12 protein-coding genes are annotated in these 20,704 nt (G+C 38.8%); 4 read left to right on the forward strand and 8 right to left on the reverse strand.

Annotation, left to right across the window (positions count from 1 at the left end):
* The first annotated feature begins 16 nt into the window (after nucleotides 1-16).
* Entirely contained in the window at nucleotides 17-949 is a 933-nt protein-coding gene (gene rsgA, locus K6V30_RS00895; RefSeq protein WP_010539452.1) for a ribosome small subunit-dependent GTPase A, read from the forward strand.
* 120 nt (nucleotides 950-1,069) lie between these two features.
* Here rsgA and K6V30_RS00900 read toward each other — a convergent pair whose 3' ends face one another.
* Genes K6V30_RS00900 through K6V30_RS00935 form a run of 8 tightly spaced genes read right to left on the reverse strand, consistent with a single transcriptional unit; the run spans nucleotide 1,070 to nucleotide 14,626 of the window.
* Nucleotides 1,070-2,692 (reverse strand): PKD-like family lipoprotein, encoded by a 1,623-nt coding sequence (locus K6V30_RS00900; protein ID WP_010539453.1) that lies wholly within the window; start codon nucleotides 2,690-2,692, stop codon nucleotides 1,070-1,072.
* Nucleotides 2,693-2,704: 12 nt separating this feature from the next.
* The gene (locus K6V30_RS00905) at nucleotides 2,705-3,415 is read right to left on the reverse strand and encodes a DUF4843 domain-containing protein (RefSeq protein ID WP_010539454.1); all 711 of its coding nucleotides are present in this window, start codon (nucleotides 3,413-3,415) and stop codon (nucleotides 2,705-2,707) included.
* A gap of 24 nt (nucleotides 3,416-3,439) precedes the next feature.
* Entirely contained in the window at nucleotides 3,440-4,870 is a 1,431-nt protein-coding gene (locus K6V30_RS00910; protein WP_010539455.1) for a RagB/SusD family nutrient uptake outer membrane protein, read from the reverse strand.
* Between the two features lie 6 nt (nucleotides 4,871-4,876).
* Nucleotides 4,877-8,002, reverse strand: coding sequence for a SusC/RagA family TonB-linked outer membrane protein (locus tag K6V30_RS00915; RefSeq protein WP_022300901.1), 3,126 nt, complete (start codon nucleotides 8,000-8,002; stop codon nucleotides 4,877-4,879).
* A 56-nt stretch (nucleotides 8,003-8,058) separates the two neighbouring features.
* The gene (locus tag K6V30_RS00920; protein ID WP_055270575.1) at nucleotides 8,059-10,383 is read right to left on the reverse strand and encodes a Gldg family protein; all 2,325 of its coding nucleotides are present in this window, start codon (nucleotides 10,381-10,383) and stop codon (nucleotides 8,059-8,061) included.
* A 28-nt stretch (nucleotides 10,384-10,411) separates the two neighbouring features.
* Nucleotides 10,412-11,335 carry an ABC transporter ATP-binding protein gene (locus K6V30_RS00925; RefSeq protein WP_010539458.1) on the reverse strand — a complete coding sequence of 308 codons (924 nt, stop codon included), beginning with the start codon at nucleotides 11,333-11,335 and terminating at the stop codon, nucleotides 10,412-10,414.
* Nucleotides 11,336-11,367: 32 nt separating this feature from the next.
* Nucleotides 11,368-13,662, reverse strand: coding sequence for a Gldg family protein (locus K6V30_RS00930; RefSeq protein WP_055270577.1), 2,295 nt, complete (start codon nucleotides 13,660-13,662; stop codon nucleotides 11,368-11,370).
* A gap of 25 nt (nucleotides 13,663-13,687) precedes the next feature.
* The gene (locus tag K6V30_RS00935; RefSeq protein ID WP_022300904.1) at nucleotides 13,688-14,626 is read right to left on the reverse strand and encodes an ABC transporter ATP-binding protein; all 939 of its coding nucleotides are present in this window, start codon (nucleotides 14,624-14,626) and stop codon (nucleotides 13,688-13,690) included.
* A gap of 551 nt (nucleotides 14,627-15,177) precedes the next feature.
* On the opposite strand from K6V30_RS00935, the gene K6V30_RS00940 reads away from it, so the two are divergent.
* From K6V30_RS00940 to K6V30_RS00950, 3 genes are read left to right on the forward strand one after another with little or no spacing between them, the layout of a single operon-like run.
* On the forward strand, nucleotides 15,178-16,260 hold the full coding sequence (locus tag K6V30_RS00940) for an efflux RND transporter periplasmic adaptor subunit (RefSeq protein ID WP_010539461.1): 1,083 nt from the start codon (nucleotides 15,178-15,180) through the stop codon (nucleotides 16,258-16,260).
* Between the two features lie 15 nt (nucleotides 16,261-16,275).
* A complete protein-coding gene (locus K6V30_RS00945) occupies nucleotides 16,276-19,308 on the forward strand; it encodes an efflux RND transporter permease subunit (RefSeq protein WP_008759587.1) in 3,033 nt (1,010 codons plus the stop codon).
* A complete protein-coding gene (locus K6V30_RS00950) occupies nucleotides 19,305-20,651 on the forward strand; it encodes a TolC family protein (RefSeq protein ID WP_010539462.1) in 1,347 nt (448 codons plus the stop codon). Before K6V30_RS00945 ends, K6V30_RS00950 begins: the two co-directional genes overlap by 4 nt.
* Nucleotides 20,652-20,704: the final 53 nt, after the last annotated feature.

The raw sequence follows: 20,704 nt of genomic DNA on the forward strand, positions 1-20,704 counted from the left end.
AAACTAAAAAGATAAAGTGCACGGATTAGTAATCAAGAACACGGGTAGTTGGTATCAAGTGAAAACCGACGACGGACAATTTATTGAATGTAAAATCAAAGGTAATTTCCGGTTAAAAGGTATTCGTAGCACCAATCCCGTAGCTGTGGGAGATCGTGTTCAGATTATACTCAACCAAGAAGGTACTGCCTTTATCAATGAAATAGAAGATAGGAAGAACTACATCATTCGCCGTTCTTCCAATCTTTCTAAACAATCTCACATTCTTGCTGCCAACCTTGACCAATGTATGTTGGTAGTAACTATCAATTACCCCGAAACTTCAACCATCTTTATTGATCGTTTTCTTGCCTCTGCCGAAGCTTATCGCGTACCCGTCAAATTGGTATTCAATAAAGTGGATGCTTATGACGAAGATGAACTCCATTATCTGGATGCTCTGATTAACTTATATACTCATATCGGCTATCCTTGTTTCAAAGTATCCGCAAAGAAAGGAACCGGAGTTGACACTATTAAAAAAGAGTTAGAAGGAAAGATCACCCTTTTTTCCGGACATTCCGGAGTGGGGAAATCAACTCTTATTAACGCTATTCTACCGGGAATTGAAACGAAGACCGGTGAAATTTCAACCTATCATAATAAAGGTATGCATACGACTACCTTCTCTGAAATGTTCTCTGTCGACGGAGATGGATATATTATCGATACTCCAGGAATCAAAGGATTTGGAACATTCGATATGGAAGAGGAAGAGATCGGACATTATTTTCCTGAAATATTCAAAGTATCTGCCGATTGCAAATATGGAAATTGTACACATCGACACGAACCGGGGTGTGCTGTACGTGAAGCGGTAGAGAAACATCTTATCAGCGAATCACGCTATACTTCTTACTTGAATATGCTGGAAGATAGGGAGGAAGGAAAGTATAGGGCAGCATACTAATCAATCATTTTCCAAACACCGCTGCATATATAAAAATATTCTATCAAGATAGCACCTGATAGAATGAATAACTGATATAGTTCTTGATTATTTTGAATAACCAAGAACTATATAATGATTTTAGAACTGTGTTCCATTACCATCTGTCTTATAACGTACAGACTTTATTTTACCTAATTCTCCAGCAGGCACATGCCAACGAACAAGATAGTCTTGATCCTCACAATGATTTTTAGCCTGATTCATTCTTAAAACATAAAATTCTCCATTTTCTAAGCCTACACCCAAGTAATTACCACCTGGACACGATGTATCCAAAGCTGTCACAGGACTATCAAAATCTAACAATTTCTTAAAGCTAATATCCTCATCCAAATTGTCAATATCGTATAAATATAAACTATTTCCACTTGAAACAAATGTATAGGGATGTGATGAATCTAATCCATAACCTTCAGAATATTCCAAAACCGCTATAATACTCTTCTCATTGAATATATTTCCAAATAAAGCTGGTACTTTTCCTTCTTGCCCCTCATTCACACTAGTTTTAAAGGTACCATCACTTGTATACGCTCGCTCTATCATAAATTTTTGATAATAATAGTTACTATTCTTTTCAAAAATAGAAAAGAACCAATTGACATATGTGTTACGATTATCCCGGAAAAATCCTGTGTGGATCACATTACATTCTTTCATATTATTCAATGGAGTAAATTTTTCCGGCCATTCATCGCCTGAATAATTAGCTTCTTCTATTTTGCCAATGGTAGTAACATCTGAACTAGCCGACCAATTAGTACCGACTAAGTCTGATATAACTAGATAGCGCTTCTTATGATTATCATATAATAACAAGAAATTTCTATAGCTAGAAAAATCATCCGGTATGATACGAATATTCTTCAACGTTTCACCCTTAAACATCATTGGTTGTGAAAGAAAACGTTGAGAATGAAATAATTCATTGGTTGTTTTTCTACGTTGGTAAAGGCATCCATCTTTATCAGTCACTAAATCAAGCCATTGCATAAACATTACATCACTAATTTGAGGTACTTCACCTGAAAAAATGGTTTCAGCTCTCATTGCCTCTTTAAAAGTATAGGCATTAATATCTACTAGATCAGTTTTACAAACAGCCATTATTTGAGAACCATAACTCCCTTTACAGAAATGCTCATGAAGCTTAAACACATCATTCGGCAGTGATTTCCCATTTTCTTTTTGATACAATCCTGTCAAAAGTTCATAATCAGAAACATCGTCATAATATATTCCTTTTAAAAGACTCAAACAAGGTATTCCATCTTTCTCACTTAAGATTAAGAAACCTTCCGCCTGATAAGGTTCGCCTACTGTAAGATAAAAAGCTGTAATAAAATGAGTTCCATTCTCAATATCTTCTATATCAAGCAATACAGCTCCACTGCCCAATATATCACTTTTCCAACTTAGCGTTTCATCAGTTCCAATTATCTGATCTTTGAAAGTCCAAGTATAATTAAAATTCATATTAGGTCTTTCATTTACTATAGTCAATACAGGACGAACAGACACCATTCCTCCTATAGTTACACTCATACTGGAATTTACATTAATACTAGTACCATCTTCTTTCAAAAATTTTTCAACTTCGATCTTTGACAGATTTTTATAGTCATAGTTTCCTTTATCCTCATAACAACTAGAGCATAAAAAAGTGACACAGCATATAAATAGAAATATCTTATTTTTCATATTCTTTCAATTTTAATAAATAGGAAGATCTATCAACTCATTATCTTTATCTTTCCAACCATATTTCTCAATATCATTTTTGAACTTTACTGCTAACTCCATTATCTGATACCCTTCATATTCTGATAAATCAAGCACCTCTCCACCACAACTTTCAATGAATTTCTCATATTTAATAGGTGTCCATTCACCTAAATAATTCATTTCAATATCGCTATTCCACCAAGTTGGCTTACTGATTTGGTTATCAAAAGTAACAGATGCCGTTAGACTCTGAGCACGTGACTCACTTTCTCCTAAATAATCAGCTACGCCAAAGTTCTCATTGGGAGTCAAACGAAGTGTAACACGTACCGTTTCATTAAGCAGATGAGCTGTATTATGCAAGGTTATTTTTAATTGATCTTTCAATACTCCAGCATGAAATATCTGTTCGGTATCCAAAGTATAGTCTTCAACCTTGGCGGTTGTTTTATCCTTCACAACTTCTATAGAATACGATTTGTCCTCAATGAGTTGTATTCCAACTAATCGTACTTCAAAAAAAACATCATAATCATCTATTCCAGGGTGATGTTTAAATGTAACGAAGGTAGTATCCATATATTTATCATTCGGAATATAAAGATAATTCTTTGCAGCATCATATTGTGTCAATCCTTCCTTGCTACAAGCGCATAAAGAAAGAATGATTATACCTAATATAAATATGTATTTCCTCATATATCGTTAATATTTGGTTTGTAGTTATAAGTTTTCGTTATCCGGACGCGGCAAAACAAATTGCAACTCTGACGTCATATACTTAGAATTTGGATAGATATTGAATTTCTTAAAATAAAAAAACAATTGTCCTTCCCCTATAAATTCACGACGTGCCTCATTGACTAAAGCCTGATTAAAATCACCTGATAATCTTCCCTTCGTACAACTATGTCCCGCACGCAAAACATCCATCTCTTCAAAAGCAACATCTGTCTGTCCTTTACTATTATAATACTCAGCTCGGATATAATACATTTCCCCTAAACGAATCATAGGAATTATATCTTTCGAATAATTTGCAAGTGTTCCACTAGCCTCAACATTCTTTATACTAACCGGATAATAATTTAATGTCGTAACTAATTTTTTACGAATATCCGAATTATCATCAAATAAATCGTCTGCACTCCAAGCATTTAAATAAAGGGACATTTCACCACCATAATAAGGTTTATAAATTGTCCATAGCTGATCATTAGACAAACAGAATATTATTTCTTCATACAATTTTGTATTGCCATTACGAAGAGTGTAAGAAGGAGTAAAAGTAAAGCATTTACTTCCATAGCTATCACACAAAGCATTAATAACAATTTCTGTTTCATTGAAAGCTTCCTGATGCATACCTGCATAATTATAAACTCTTGCTAACAAAGCACAAACGGCATAATAATTCATTCTATACCCTCTGTAAGCAAAAAAGATATCATCCGCTCCTCCATTCTCTATGCGATTTATAGGACTTAATTGAACTATATTTGCTAAATCATAACTCCCTACCAACTCTTTGGCAATCTTTAAATCAGCAATTGCTTTATTAAGCACATCTTGGTTACTGGTATAAGGTTGAAATGTACATGGATAAGTTGTCACATAAGGTATATACAATTGCTTATCTTCCTCCACATTCATCATAGAAGGAGCAAATAATCGTAGTATATCCAAATGAAGGTAGGCACGCAATGCCAGCGCTTCACCTTTTATCACATTTTTCTCTATTTCTCCCTCAGCAAACTTTCCAGCAGGTTCATTGTCAATACGCTGGATTATATTATTGCAATTAGCTATATTATTATATGCTTTGGACCAAATACCCTCAATGATACTTTTAACCTTCTCATCTGTATAACTATATTTTGCAGAAAGTGCATATTCACTAGACAACTCAGAAAGCATATACATATGAGCAATTACATCTAGAAATCCCCAGTTTAATTGTTGTCCATAAAGACTTGACTCAGCCATCTGTGCGTATACACCATTCAGAGCTACACGATATCCATCACCGGTCGCAAAAAGATCTGTTTCTGTTGTGGTATCTTTAGGCTCAATATTCAACCAATCGTTGCAAGAACTAAGCCCGACAAACAGAAAAATAGATATTATTAATTTATATATTTTCATTTCCTTCATAATCTATTAGAAACTTGCTTTTAATGAAAAATTAATAGTTCTTGAATATGGATAACTCAATCCTCTCTCCAACTCAACGGAGGACCAGCGTGCCAGTTCATTAGCGCCAACACCAAAACGCAACATACTTAATCCAATATGTTTGATTAACGTTGGATTGACATCATATTCCAATGCTATAGAATTAAGACTCACCCAATTATAGTCTTGCACAAAACGTGAAGTAGGCTTGGTTACCTCAACAGTTTCCCGGTTACTCACTTGAATTCTCTTGAAAGAGGCCAGATCTCCCGGTTCTTTCCAACGTTCAGTCAATACTCTTCTGTCTGCATTATCATTTGCAATATCTACACCTTCTATCTTATCAGCCAAAGTTCTATTATAACGTTGTCCTCCAAACTCATACATAAAAGTAGTGTAGAGACTAAAACGTTTCCAAGTCAAGTTTAAGCCAAAAGTCCCCTGCGCAGTAGGTTCTTCATTACCAACAACAACCTGATTAGCAGAATTCCAATATTTAGTAACAGTTCCATCCGGATTTTGGAAGAGCTCTTCTCCAGTAGCAGGATCAATGCCAAGTGATTTCATCGCCCAAATTGCATTTTGCGATACACCTTCCGAATATTTTTTATAGCTCTTTGACGCCACTTGGGTATTGGAATTAGCTGGATCACTAAAAAATGCATCTACTTTATCATTATAGGCTTTTAAACTCTCTGCAATTTTCACAATTTTATTCCTATTATGTGCCAAGTTGGCAAGGAGAGTAAGATTCCAGTCCTTTGTACGAATAAAATTGACACGTACATCCAACTCAAATCCTTTATTCTCAATTTCACCAATATTATCCATATAAGTAGTAAAACCAGAATGACTAGGGATAGTAACAGAGTTAATACAATCAACAGTTCTCTTAATATAATAACTACCTCTCAAATACAACAAACGCTTAAACAAACTGACTTCCATACCCACATCTAATGTATTGGTTGTTTCCCAAGTCAACCCTTTGTTTCCTAAAGCATATAATACAGCCCCATAACCCGTTTTGTACCATTGATCAGAAAGAATACGATATGTTGTTTTTGCATCATAAGATGCAAAATTCACCTTACCAATCTGCCCATAACTAGCACGGAGCTTCAACAAATCAAAAACATCCATGTTCGTAAAGAATTTATAATTATGTAAATTCACACCGGTACCAAAGCTCCAAAATGGAGCATATTTTCTATCAGTACCAAACTTGGATGAGCCATCCATACGAATACTAGCATCAAACAAATAAATATTATCATAACTATAATTCACCAAACCGATCAAACCCATCAGACGCGAATGTTCTTCACTCTGTGTTGGTTTACTTACAATCTCCTCTGCATAATTAGGTGAATGTAAACTACCTGAAGGAAAACCCTTATAATTAGCAGAAAGACTCTTTTCCTTACTTTCCATAATATTCATCCCAACTGAAGTATTGATATTATGTTTTCCAATGAAGCGGTTATAAGCTAAAGATGCCTGCCAATCAAGAACAAAGCTATCACCGGAACCAGTAGCCAATGTACCGGCAGAAAGATTTGTATTACTCAAAATCGGATCATTCTTCATTGAATTGGGATCAAGAAAATTTTCACTGTTACTAAACTGACGTGTAAGCCCAAGTGTGCTTTTAAACAATAAATATTTAGAAATATTCCACTGTGCACTCAAATTATTTATAACTTGTTCATAAGAAGATTTACTATAGCTACCTAAAGTTGCCTCATATAATGGGTTATAAGTAACTGTCCTATTCCCCCATCTAGTCAATTCCTTCATATACTCACCATTTTCATTCTCATAAACATCATATGGTAATTGAGTGGTATAATCAGAAAACGAACCATAAGGTGAATCTTTAGAGCTATTCACATCATACGTAAAATGATTTCGAACAACAAGATTTCCGATTGTATACTGTATATATGCACCGGCCCCCCATACATCTCGTTTGGAGCCTTTCATTACACCATCGTTTTTGTTCAAACTCAATTCCACTCCAAAACGTAATTTATCAGAACCTCCATCAACATAAAGACTATGATTCATATTAAAAGAAGTCTGTAATGGCTTACTTAACCAATATGTATCTACACCATTCTTTACATTATACAATTTTTTATTATAGAAGTCCTGAAACTTATGTTCACCTTCGTTATCAACAAAACAATTAGCTAATCTTTCAGCCTCTAATTTCTCCGCTGCATTCATCAGGTTATAATCACTCAAGTCTGGCATTTCCACCTCACCAGTTAAGCTATAAGCAACATTCAATTTCCCCGGTTTAGGAGTTACAGTTGTTATTACTACAACCCCATTAGCGGCACGTGAACCATACATAGCTGTAGCTGCAGCATCCTTCAAAATTGTAACACTTTCTATACGAGAAGGATCCATGTCATACAATTTTGTAACACTAATTTCGAAACCATCCATTATAAAAGTCGGAAGATTCGGATTGTTTTTCAAAGAGGATTTAGAAGTTACATCCACATCTAATTCTTTAATTCCAATCCCAGACTTACCACGCAAATATACTTCAGGAAGAGCATTAGGGTCAGATCCCCACATACTATTTTCCGCAATACGGAAAGATGGATCAAAAGCCTGAAGTGCAGCAATCACATTGGTTTTGGAAACCTTTTGCAATTCTTCTTTTTTAACAGTTATAGTATTTCCGGTAAAACTTTCCTTTTTCAAAGTTGCATACCCTGTTACTACAACCTCACTCACCTCATTCACATCTTCCTTCATATGAATTTGAATCTCTTTTTTCTGACTACCCTTTACTGTAACTTCCTGAGTTACCATTCCGATATAAGAGACTATCAATACGACATCTTCCCGTGGGGCACTAAGCATAAAGTTCCCATCAATGTCACCAACTGTACCTCCCTGCACACCTTTTACCCTTACATTCACACCGGGTAAGGAATGGCCTTCCGCATCTGTAACCTTACCTCTAATAACCCGGTAACTATTGTCCTCTACTTTAACAGTAACCTTAGTCTGTGCACTAGCAAAGAAAGTGTACGGAAGCATAGCTACCAATAATAAGCAGCCCATAATAAAACTTCGCTTTTTTTTCATAAATGCTGTGTTGTGTTTAGTTATATATTGTAATCCAACAAAATTTATTTTATCTATTATTTTTTACGACGATGCCACCAAGTGATGATATATCCCGCTAACAATCCTACAGGAATAATTCCCATAAATAAGATGCGAACCAAAACTAAAGCTCCCTGACCAGAAATAGACAGTTTATCGTCATACGGATGAGGACGATCATCATTTACGGGGAATTGATTATAAGACAATTCACGGAAAGCTTCGGTAATCAGCGTAAAGTTAGAAGTGCTCAAATCATTCCGATTAGTAGTCAATTCACTGTTCGCCATACAATCAGCATCACCACATACATAGATACGCTGTTCTTTATCACCTACTTGGCGAATCAAACGCACCACCAAAGGAATAGAATCAGCTTTTTCACCTGTTTCCGGATTGATTTCCGGTTTGTCATCCACAAAATCAGTTGTTTGCTGTTCATTCCAAGCCTTTGCAGTGGTAGCAAATAAGACTGAAGACTTAAAGCCGCAACTATCATTAAGTACTAATTCTACAGCTCCAGGCATAGAAAGTTTAGAGCCATATCGCCCCATTGTATAATAACCTTTATTCTCTGTTATAGCTGTTTCTGTAGGATTCACAAATAATTGATTGGGAGCATATCCCTCTGTCTCTTCCACTACAATGCCTGGCATAAATGTAATACCCAAATTTTCAACTAATGGATTCATCAATGGTTGACGCCGTGGTTCGCAAGCTATAATCATGTTACCTCCGCGAGCTATAAAACGTTGTATTTTAGCTATCTCATCCGGTGTGTATGCTTCACGTACATCTGCTATAACGATAATATCAATGTTATCAGCAATATCTGTTGTCATAGAATCCGCCTTCAAATCCAAAACACTCACTCCGAACCCTTGATTGATCAGAGAATATCGGAAAGTGAGATTTTTTGCAAATGCACTATAATCACGTTCACCGCCTTTGTAAATATCACGTTCACCATGTCCTGTGATAAAGGCAACCTGTGGAGACTTGACAACCATCGTTTTCAAGGCAGCCGTAATTTCAGATTCACGAGGATCACGCTGATTATCATCATAAATGCGTAAAAAAGCTTTCTGACCATTTTCACGTTCGAAAAGATAAACAAAACGATTGCCTTCTTCTTCCAGATTAATACCTTTGGAGTCTGTTACTTTCTTGATATCTTCCGGAGAAAGGAACATATTAAAATCCAAATCATAAGTATCACACAAACGCTGAGCTATTTCTTTGTCTGATAATCCGGAGAATTGTGCATAAAGACGAGGATTATCCGTATGGTCATAATAATACACATACTCCATCTTCATTTCCGGTTTGAAACGGATATAGTCTTCAAACTTACGCATTTCCCAATTCCTGTTTTTCGGCATTCCCTTGTTGAAATTATCATCCAGCAGGTTAACGAACATCGTAAGAGTCAATCCACCGTCCAGCTTCGTCATTACTTCCTGACTTGGAGGAGTCAAAGTATTTGCCTTAGTTGCAGTTGCATCATAGTAACACATTAACTTAGGTTGGGAAGTCACATAACCGACCAATAATGTAACACACAACACACCGATATACTGCACCATCTTACTTAAACTATTGGCTGTAGTACGTTCGAACTTCAATTTCAAAACAGAAAGTGACAAGAACAGTACAACCACAATAATAAAATAGAATGCATCTTCACTACAAATCATACCATGAAGAAACTTGTCCGAGCGTCCTGCCAAAGATAACCAATAGGTAAGATCACGAACAAAATCAATGTCCTGTCCAATATTACCCATAAAATTAAGAATAGCAAGAACAGTCAATGTTCCAACAGCCGCAACCACCTGATAAGCAGTCAAAGTAGACATAAACAAACCTATAGCTGCATAAGCACATACCAACAAAAAGATTCCAAGTATCCCGGTCAAAGCAAACGGAAAATCAAAGTTCTCCACAATACATGCACTATAGATAAAATAGGCAAACAAGATAGCAACCAGAATCAATGCATATACCAACATAGATATATATTTACCTAGAATTATCTGTATATTGGTAATAGGGGAAGAATACAGCAGCTTGATGGAACCACTGCTATACTCCTTACTCATCAATCCCATTGTAAGTAATGGTATATAAAGGTACAAGTTATCCTGCATACTTGAATAAACACCACTGTATCCTAACAATAAAGCACTGGTCAGGTTATAAGGGCGGTAGTTTAGTGCCAAATAACGTAATTGATCGGAAATCAAGTCGGAAAATGTCAGTCCGGCCTGAAATGCAAATATGATAAGGATCAACCATGCAATAGGTGAACAAAAGAGAGTATTCAGTTCAGCCTTTGCTATTTTCCATATAGTTTTCATACTTAATCTTTATTTTCTAAGTTTGTGTTTACTTCTTTCCAGAAAGACGGGCAAAAATCTCATCCAAAGAAAGACGTTCTAACTGAATCTCTTCCAGTTGCCATCCATTAGCGACACTAGTAGCAATCATTTTCTCGGTTATTCCATCCGTTTCAGCTATATGAAAGCGGTAGTGACAATCCCCCAAACAATCGACAGAAGTAATACCTTTAAGCTTGACAAGTTCTTCTATTGCCGGAGCATTAACCAATGTTGCAGTGAAAGAAGTAGGAGCAACATAATTATCAAAATCATCCATACTTCCAGAGAAAACGACCTTTCCATGTTCAATCATACGAATTTCATCACAAGTAGCCTGAACTTCCGGTAAAATATGCGTGGAAAGCATTACTGCATGATCGGTAGCAAGTTCCTTAATTAAATTACGAATTTCGACAATCTGATTAGGATCAAGACCATTTGTCGGCTCATCCAGCACAACAAATTGCGGATGATGAACAATAGCCTGTGCAATGCCAATACGCTGCTGATAACCACCGGACAGATTACGCAGGAGACGTGAACGAAAATGAGTTACTCCGCAACGAGCCATAGCACGCTCTACGGCTTTCCCAATCTCCATGGGTTCCATCAGACGAAGATTTGCACAATAAGTAAGATACTCCTCAACTGTCATATCCGGATATAAAGGCGGGCGTTGAGGCAAAAAACCTATGAACTTCTTTGCCTCTACCGGATTCTCACGCAGATTGATGTTATTAATCCAGACATTTCCTTCTGTCTGATTCAAAACCCCACATATAATATTCATAGTTGTGGACTTACCGGCGCCGTTGGAACCCAACAGACCGAAAACTCCCTTACTTTTTACTTCAAGATTTATATCGCGGATAGCCCAATCTACACTATAACGGTGAGAAAGGTGCTCTACTCTGACAATAGCTTCTTCCATGATGTGTTTGTATTTTATAAGGATACTCTTTATTATCTTCTCTTTCTACGAACAAGGATCGTAATTCCGCAAGCGGCAAAGATTAGCGGCAAAAGTGCGTAGCAGCCATATCTCACCATTTTACGAGCATCACGTCCTATAGATACTGCATTATCTTCCGGATTAATCCGCTCTGTATCTAACGGATATTCATCGTAAGAAAGCCATTTAAAAGTTCCGGTAATTACTGTAAAATTATTAGATGAATAACCATTGCGACTTTTGCTCATTTCTCCATTACTTACGCAATCCGCATCTCCTGTTATGACGATACGTTGTTCTTTATCACCAACTTTACGGTCAAGCGCCAAAATTGTAGGAATAATACCTTGCTTCTCACCCGTTTCAGGGTTATACTGCGGTTTATCATCTAAGAAGTCTGTTGTTTGCAACTCATTCCAACATAAAGAGTCTGTAACAATCACCGGAGAGGCATTGAAACCTTTAGAAGGGTCAAATACCAAACCAACAGCATCAGGCATTGTAATGACAGATCTGAACTCATATGGACGGGTATAAGGTTTAAAACGCTGCGCAGCTTCTTTAGTTATATGCCCGGCAATCAATGACGGAGAATCATTCTCTTTCATTTCAACTAATGTTCCTGACATAAAAGTCACTCCCATTTGTTCAGTTATGGGATTCATTATTTCCTGACGACGGGCATCACCTAAAATGAAAAGATTTCCTCCACGAGCGATATACTTATTCAAACGATCATTTTCAACTTCATTGAAAGGCGTTTTCATATCTGCTATCACTACAATATCTATATCTTCCGGTACTTCCTGATCTTCCAAAGACAAGGTTACTACATCGAATCCCTGATTTCTCAAAGAGTAACGGAAATATTGATTCTCCGCAAATTGATTATAGTCCCGATCGCCCGTTTTATAAATATCACGCGTCTCATGACCAGTAAGAAAAGCAACTTTCGGTGATTGTACCACAAAACGTTTCAAAGCTGTAGAAATTTCGGTTTCCGACGGATGCTTTTCATTATCATTAAATAAACGCAAAATACTCTTCTGACCATTATCCCGTTCTACAACACGTATAAAGTGATTTCCTTCATTCCGCAAATCTATTTTCTCACGAATCTGTTCCGGAGTCAAAAACATATTAATATTCAAATTCAAAATGTTTGCCATTTTTTGAGCTTTTTCCTCAAGAGTATTACAGCCTTCAAGGCGGAAATCCAATTGAGAATTAGCCTCATCATAATAGTAAACATACTCCATCTTTGTATCCGGTTTGAAGCGAATATACTTTTCAAACCTCTCATAATCACTCTTCAGCTGACTTGGCAAAGCAATAGCATAATTATCATCCAGCAGATTCATGTAGCTGGTTATTTTCAAACCACCATCTATTTGCTTCATAATATCCTGACTCGTTTTCGTCAGTGTGTTACGCTTTGTTGCTGTTGAATCATGATATAATTTCAAAGTAGGTAATGTAGAAATATACCCCACCAATAAAGCAGATAAAACCACAGCACCATAAGTTCCCCATGTTTTCCCACGAGATTCTTTACGACGTCCGGCACGCAGTTTCAATACAGAAAGAGTTAAAAACAATGCAATAATTAATAAGAAGTACAACAGATCTTCACTGCAAATCAATCCGTTTATAAATTCATCCGCACGTCCGGATATAGATAACCAATATGTGACATCGCGCACAAAAGCATAATCCTGTCCAACTTCACCAACATAATTCAATGCAGCCAATACAGCCAAAGTTCCCATAGCGGCTACTACTTGATAAGAAGTAATACTGGACATAAACAAACCTATAGCCCCGTAAGCACAAATCAGCAAGTATATACCCAATATTCCGGTAAAGAGTAAGCCTAAATCGGCATTCGTAATAGTGATGCCACAAAATACCCCAACAACTAATAAGGGAAGAATCAATACTAAATTGTAAATCAACACCGACAAGTATTTACCAAAGATAATCTGGCTGTCAGTAACCGGAGATGAGAACAGCAGTTTTATAGAACCACTACTATATTCCCTACTCATCAACCCCATTGTTAACAAAGGGATATATAGATAAAGGTTACGCAGGAAGCCCGGAAAGATTCCCATCCAACCTGTAAAAATAGAGGCTGTCACATCCCAAAGAGTATATCCTAATGCTTGTCCCTGTACCTGACGATCGAACGCATTTCCAAAAGCCACACCCACCTGCACAGCAAAAATAACTAGAATAAGCCATGCCACCGGGGAACAAAATAAGGAACGCAATTCGGCAATAGCTATCCGATATGTAGTTTTCATATCAATGTTTTATTATATTTTGTGATTAATCGATTTTTATTCCTTTTCCGGACAACTGTGCAAAAACAGTATCCAATGAGTCCCGTTCAAGAATAATTTCGCTGGGGCGCCACCCTTTCTCCACGCCCATTTCCGTTATACGTCGTGTCATGCCATGATCGTTTCCATCAAAATGACAACGGAAACGAGTAGCAGTCAGCTTTTCGACTTTAAGGATACCTGGAATTTTCTCTAATTCTTCAGTTTGTGGAGGATTCTCCAGGATAGTCACCAAAGTACTGGGAGCCATGTAATTATTGAAATCACGGATAGTTCCGGAAAATACAACATTTCCATGTTCAATCATCTTAATTTCATCACAAGTGGCTTGTACTTCCGACAGGATATGAGTAGACAGCATCACTGCACGGTCTACCGCTATTTCTTTTATTAAGTGACGGATTTCGACAATCTGATTCGGATCAAGTCCGTTGGTGGGTTCGTCTAAAACAACGAAAAGCGGATTATGTACGATTGCCTGAGCAATACCGACACGCTGCTGATATCCACCAGACAAATTACTAATGAGACGTTTGCTATAGTGCATTATTCCACACTTTTCTTTCGCACAATCAACGGCAGCCCTGATACTTTTAGACTCCATGTGCCTGAGTTGTGCACAATAGACCAAGTACTCATCTACCGTAAAGTCAGCATACAAAGGAGGCTTTTGAGGAAGGAAGCCTATAAACTTCTTGGCTTCAACCGGATTTTCTCTCAAACTAATACCATTTACAAATACTTCACCCTCTGTTTGGTTCAGTACCCCACACATGATGTTCATAGTGGTTGACTTTCCTGCGCCATTAGACCCCAACAGACCAAAAACTCCTTTTTTCTTGATCTCCAGATTAATGTCCCGGATAGCCCATTGTACGCTGTAGCGATGTGAAAGGTGCTCTACCCTCACTATAGGTTCATCCATAATTTAAAAAGTTAAATACCCTAATAAAAATTAAACTCACGACAGGTTTAATTAGGCTATTATAAAAAAAGAATACGTGTTTTAACCTTGTGATGTTCTTGTTTATAAATTCCTAAAAAACTTTGCGAAATTATAAACCTTTATATTTATACGCAAATTTTTCAGGAAGACATTTTCTATGAGCGATTTGACAAAAAACGAAAGAAATGACATAAAGTCAGCATTATCTACTCTGAATTCGCAATAATAGCCTAGTATTTATTTAAAAAAGCGACATTATTCAGATACTTCAATTCTAAAAGTCAAACAGTTACAAATTCAATTTTAACCTTATTTAAACATTAAGCAAAGTTTTACGAGTTTTAATGAATTGATTCTAAAATTTAAACAGCATTTAACAGATAAAACGATCCTGTTTACTCTTTTTTCTGTTATCAAAGCCACACATACCGTTAACTTTCTTTTAATCTATCTGCTATTAAACCTTTTCTTTCAGGTGTCGTCTAATCACAAGAAGATATTATATAACGTGCTATATACTATACTAAACCATGAATAAAAAAACTAAATGGGGCATCATTATTCTTATCGGTGCCGGAATTATCGGTGGAGGAATTTACTCACAGTTACCTAAAACTAACGACGAACTGGCTGCTGCTGACAAGGTAAAAAACACCCAAAAGAATGGGAAGAAAATTCTGAACGTCAATGCCAAAGTCATAAAACCTCAACTATTAACAGACGAATACACCACTACCGGTGTACTTTTACCGGACGAGGAAGTCGATTTATCTTTTGAAACCTCCGGAAAAGTAGTCGAAATCAACTTCGAAGAAGGAACGCCCGTAAAGAAAGGTCAACTTCTTGCCAAGGTAAACGACCGGCAGTTACAGGCACAGCTACAAAGGTTGGTATCACAACTAAAATTAGCAGAGGACCGAGTATTCCGACAAGATGCCCTGCTCAAACGGGACGCAGTCAGTAAAGAAGCCTATGAACAGGTAAAAACTGACCTGGCAACTTTAAATGCTGATATAGAAATAGTGAAAGCAAACATTGCCCTGACTGAACTCCGCGCTCCGTTTGACGGAATCATTGGTCTCCGGCAAATCAGTGTCGGTTCATATGCTTCGCCGACAACCATTGTTGCCAAACTGACAAAGATTACTCCGTTGAAAGTTGAATTCTCAGTACCGGAACGCTATGCAAGCCAGATTAAGAAAGGGACGAACCTGAATTTCAGAATTGAAGGAAAACTAGATGCCTTCAGCGCAAAGGTATATGCAGTAGAGTCAACGATTGACCCTAACCTGCATCAATACACAGCACGCGCACTTTATCCCAATACCAATCGTGCCCTGCTTCCCGGTCGATACACAAGTATACAATTGAAAAAAGAAGAAATTCCAAATGCGATCGCCATCCCGACGGAAGCTATTGTACCGGAGATGGGAAAGGATAAAGTTTTCTTGTATAAATCAGGAAAAGCTGAGCCTGTAGAAGTAACAACAGGCATTCGTACGGATGCTGAAGTACAAATTGTAAGAGGACTTCAAGTAGGAGATACCATTCTTACATCAGGAACACTGCAACTTCGTCTGGGACTTCCTGTTACATTGGACAATATTGACTAATACCTGCCATGCCTTATGAATATATCTGAATTAAGTATACGCCGTCCGGTATTAGCTACGGTACTGACAATCATTATTCTCCTCTTTGGCTTCATCGGATACAGTTATCTGGGTGTCCGTGAATATCCATCAGTGGACAACCCGATCATTTCTGTCAGTTGTTCTTATCCGGGGGCCAATGCCGACGTAATTGAAAACCAGATAACCGAGCCACTGGAACAAAATATTAATGGTATACCGGGCATCCGGTCTCTATCCAGCGTCAGCCAGCAGGGACAAAGCCGTATTACAGTAGAATTTGAACTTTCAGTCGACCTGGAAACTGCAGCAAATGACGTACGTGACAAAGTTTCCCGTGCCCAACGTTATCTGCCCCGAGACTGTGACCCACCGACTGTATCAAAAGCGGATGCCGATGCGATGCCCATTTTGATGGTTGCCCTCCAAAGCGACAAACGCTCACTGCTTGAATTAAGTGAGATTGCGGACCTGACTGTCAAAGAGCAATTGCAGACAATCTCTGATGTAAGTAGTGTATCCATTTGGGGTGAAAAGCGTTATTCCATGCGCCTTTGGCTCGATCCGGTCAAGATGGCGGGATACGGTATCACTCCGATTGATGTAAAGAATGCAGTAGACAATGAGAATGTCGAACTTCCTTCGGGTAGTATTGAAGGAAACACAACTGAGCTGACAATCCGTACGTTGGGATTAATGCATACCGCCGATGAGTTCAATGATCTTATTGTAAAAGAAGACAATAACCGTATCGTCCGCTTCAGCGATATCGGACGCGCAGAACTTGGGCCTGCCGACATCAAAAGTTACATGAAAATGAACGGTGTACCCATGGTAGGTGTTGTTGTTATTCCACAGCCGGGAGCCAATCACATCGAAATTGCCGATGCTGTGTACAAACGCATGGAACAGATGAAGAAGGACCTGCCGGAAGATGTGACGTATAGCTATGGTTTTGATAATACCAAATTTATCCGGGCATCTATCAATGAGGTAAAAGAGACTGTATATGTAGCCTTTATTCTGGTTATCATCATCATCTTCCTTTTCTTACGCGACTGGCGGGTGACGCTGGTTCCGTGCATCGTAATTCCCGTATCGCTGATTGGAGCATTCTTCGTCATGTATCTTGCCGGATTCTCCATTAACGTACTTTCCATGCTTGCCATTGTGCTGGCCGTGGGACTGGTGGTGGATGACGCCATCGTAATGACGGAGAACATCTATATCCGTATTGAAAAAGGAATGAGTCCGAAAGAAGCGGGAATAGAAGGAGCCAAAGAGATCTTCTTTGCCGTTATTTCAACGACCATCACACTGGTTGCAGTATTCTTCCCGATTGTCTTTATGCAAGGTATGACAGGACGTTTGTTCCGGGAATTCAGTATTGTAATTTCGGGTTCTGTCATTATCTCTTCATTTGCGGCACTGACCTTCACACCGATGCTGGCCACAAAGTTACTCATCAAACGTGAGAAACAAAACTGGTTCTACACTAAAACAGAACCGTTTTTTGAAGGGATGAACCGATGGTACAGCCGTTCGCTCGCTGCTTTTTTGCGCAAGCGCTGGCTGGCACTTCCGTTCACTTTTATAACCATCTGCCTGATCGGCTTCTTATGGAATGCTATTCCGGCAGAAATGGCACCGCTTGAAGACCGGTCGCAAATCTCTATCAACACCCGAGGTGCGGAGGGTGTCACTTATGAATATATCCGGGACTATACCGAAGATATCAACCAGCTTGTAGATTCTATTCTGCCGGATGCGGAAGCGGTGACAGCACGTGTATCCAGTGGTAGCGGAAACGTACGCATTACACTGAAAGACATGAAAGACCGTGACTACACGCAGATGGAAGTTGCGGAAAAGATATCAAAGGCAGTTCAGAAAAAGACCATGGCACGCTCGTTCGTACAACAGCAGTCTTCTTTCGGCGGACGCCGGGGAAGTATGCCTGTCCAATACGTACTTCAGGCTACCAATCTTGAAAAACTGCAGGAGGTATTACCGCAGTTCATGGCCAAAGTATATGAGAATCCGGTTTTCCAAATGGCAGACGTAGACTTGAAGTTCAGCAAACCGGAAGCCCGCATCAAGATCAACCGTGACAAAGCAAGTGTAATGGGAGTCAGTACCAAAAACATCGCCCAAACGCTGCAATACGGATTGAGCGGCCAACGTATGGGATATTTCTATATGAACGGAAAGCAGTATGAAATTTTGGGTGAAATCAACCGCCAGCAACGAAACAAGCCTGCCGATCTGAAAGCTATCTACATCCGCAGCAGCAATGGAGATATGATACAACTGGATAATCTGATTGAGCTGGAAAACGGTATCGCTCCACCCAAACTGTACCGCTACAACCGATTTGTATCAGCCACAATTTCCGCCGGACTGGCTGACGGAAAGACCATCGGACAAGGACTGGATGAAATGGACAAGATTGCCAAAGAAACATTGGATGATACTTTCCGTACCGCATTATCCGGAGACTCCAAGGAATACCGTGAAAGTTCTTCGAGCCTGATGTTTGCCTTTATTTTGGCTATCCTTCTGATTTATCTGATCCTGGCAGCACAGTTTGAAAGTTTCAAGGACCCGTTAATAATCATGTTAACAGTGCCTTTGGCTATCGCCGGAGCCTTGGTATTCATGTATTTCGGAGATATCACAATGAATATTTTCAGTCAGATCGGTATTATCATGCTGATTGGTCTCGTGGCTAAAAACGGTATCCTGATCGTGGAATTCGCCAATCAGAAACAAGAAGCAGGCGAGGATAAAATGAGCGCCATCAAAGATGCCGCATTACAGCGTCTGCGCCCGATTCTAATGACAAGTGCTTCTACTGTACTGGGACTTATTCCATTGGCATTTGCCAGCGGAGAAGGCGCCAATCAGCGCATCGCCATGGGTACAGCTGTAGTAGGTGGTATGGTTGTTTCCACACTGCTTACTATGTATATCGTGCCGGCCATCTACAGTTATATTTCGACTAACCGAATCAAAATAACAAAAGAATGAAACAGAAAAGTATTTGCATGAAACAAATCATATACATAGTTACCACATGTGTCTTCATATCAGTTTCTCCAGTGAAGGCACAGCGAATCTATTCCTTAAAAGACTGTCTGGAAGAAGGGCTGCAAAACAATTATTCTCTGCGCATCGTCCATAACGAAGAACAGATCAGCAAGAATAACGCGACACTCGGAAATGCAGGTTATCTGCCTACTTTGGACTTTTCTGCCGGATATACCGGAAACCTGGACAACATCGAGACGAAAGCCCGTGCCACCGGAGAGGTCACCAAAAATAATGGAGTCTACGACCAGACAGTTAACGTCGGCCTCAACCTCAACTGGACCATCTTCGACGGATTCAATATCAGCACTACGTACAAGCAACTAAAGGAACTGGAACGGCAGGGCGAAATCAATACCCGCATTGCCATTGAAGACTTCATCGCCGATCTTGCCTCGGAATACTACAACTTCATCCAGCAAAAGATCCGTTTGAAGAACTTTCATTATGCGATGTCACTTTCCAAAGAACGCTTGCGTATAGCAGAAGCGAGCCATCTTGTCGGTAAATTCTCAGGTCTGGATTATCAGCAAGCCAAAGTGGACTTCAATGCGGACAGTGCCCAATACATCAAGCAACAGGAATTGCTGCACTCCTCACGCATCCAACTTAATGAATTGATGGCTAACAATAATGTAAATCAGATTATCGTCATCAAAGATTCTACCATTGACGTACACAGTGACTTACTGTTCGACGATTTATGGAATGCTACCTTATCCACCAATGCTTCTTTGCTGAAAGCCGACCAGAACACCGTACTGGCACAGCTGGATTACAAAAAGATCAACTCCCGCAACTATCCATACCTCAAACTGAATACCGGCTATGGATACACCTTTAATAAGTATGATATCAATGCAAATAGCAGAAGAGGCAACTTAGGCTTTAATGCCGGAGTTACTGTCGGTTTTAATATCTTCGACGGCAACCGCCGCCGTGAAAAGCGCAACGCAACCCTTGCCTTCAAGAATCGTCGTCTGGAACGACAGGAATTGGAGTTAGCCCTTCGTTCCGATCTCAGCAACTTGTGGCAAGCATACCGTAATAATCTTCAGCTGCTGAATCTGGAACGGCAGAATCTTGTGACTGCCAAAGACAATCATGATATCGCCATGGACCGTTATATACAGGGAGACCTTTCCGGTTTTGAAGTACGCGAGGCACAAAAGAGTCTGCTGGATGCCGAAGAACGTATTCTCTCGGCAGAATACAACACCAAACTTTGCGAAATCTCACTACTGCAAATCAGCGGAAAAATCACCAAATATCTGGAGCAATAAAACATTGATTCTCCTGTTTTCATTGGGCTAATCATCTGATAAAAGCGATTAGC

The sequence above is a fragment of the Bacteroides faecis genome (genome assembly GCF_020091505.1).
GTDB lineage: Bacteria > Bacteroidota > Bacteroidia > Bacteroidales > Bacteroidaceae > Bacteroides > Bacteroides faecis.

What these genes read in the sequence shown, in the direction of transcription:
- K6V30_RS00935 (WP_022300904.1), bottom strand. Translation starts at nt 14,626, where the DNA reads ATGGATGAACCTATAGTGAGGGTAGAGCACCTTTCACATCGCTACAGC.
- K6V30_RS00945 (WP_008759587.1), top strand. Translation starts at nt 16,276, where the DNA reads ATGAATATATCTGAATTAAGTATACGCCGTCCGGTATTAGCTACGGTA.
- K6V30_RS00910 (WP_010539455.1), bottom strand. Translation starts at nt 4,870, where the DNA reads ATGAAGGAAATGAAAATATATAAATTAATAATATCTATTTTTCTGTTT.
- K6V30_RS00900 (WP_010539453.1), bottom strand. Translation starts at nt 2,692, where the DNA reads ATGAAAAATAAGATATTTCTATTTATATGCTGTGTCACTTTTTTATGC.
- K6V30_RS00930 (WP_055270577.1), bottom strand. Translation starts at nt 13,662, where the DNA reads ATGAAAACTACATATCGGATAGCTATTGCCGAATTGCGTTCCTTATTT.
- K6V30_RS00940 (WP_010539461.1), top strand. Translation starts at nt 15,178, where the DNA reads ATGAATAAAAAAACTAAATGGGGCATCATTATTCTTATCGGTGCCGGA.
- K6V30_RS00925 (WP_010539458.1), bottom strand. Translation starts at nt 11,335, where the DNA reads ATGGAAGAAGCTATTGTCAGAGTAGAGCACCTTTCTCACCGTTATAGT.
- K6V30_RS00905 (WP_010539454.1), bottom strand. Translation starts at nt 3,415, where the DNA reads ATGAGGAAATACATATTTATATTAGGTATAATCATTCTTTCTTTATGC.
- K6V30_RS00950 (WP_010539462.1), top strand. Translation starts at nt 19,305, where the DNA reads ATGAAACAGAAAAGTATTTGCATGAAACAAATCATATACATAGTTACC.
- K6V30_RS00915 (WP_022300901.1), bottom strand. Translation starts at nt 8,002, where the DNA reads ATGAAAAAAAAGCGAAGTTTTATTATGGGCTGCTTATTATTGGTAGCT.
- K6V30_RS00920 (WP_055270575.1), bottom strand. Translation starts at nt 10,383, where the DNA reads ATGAAAACTATATGGAAAATAGCAAAGGCTGAACTGAATACTCTCTTT.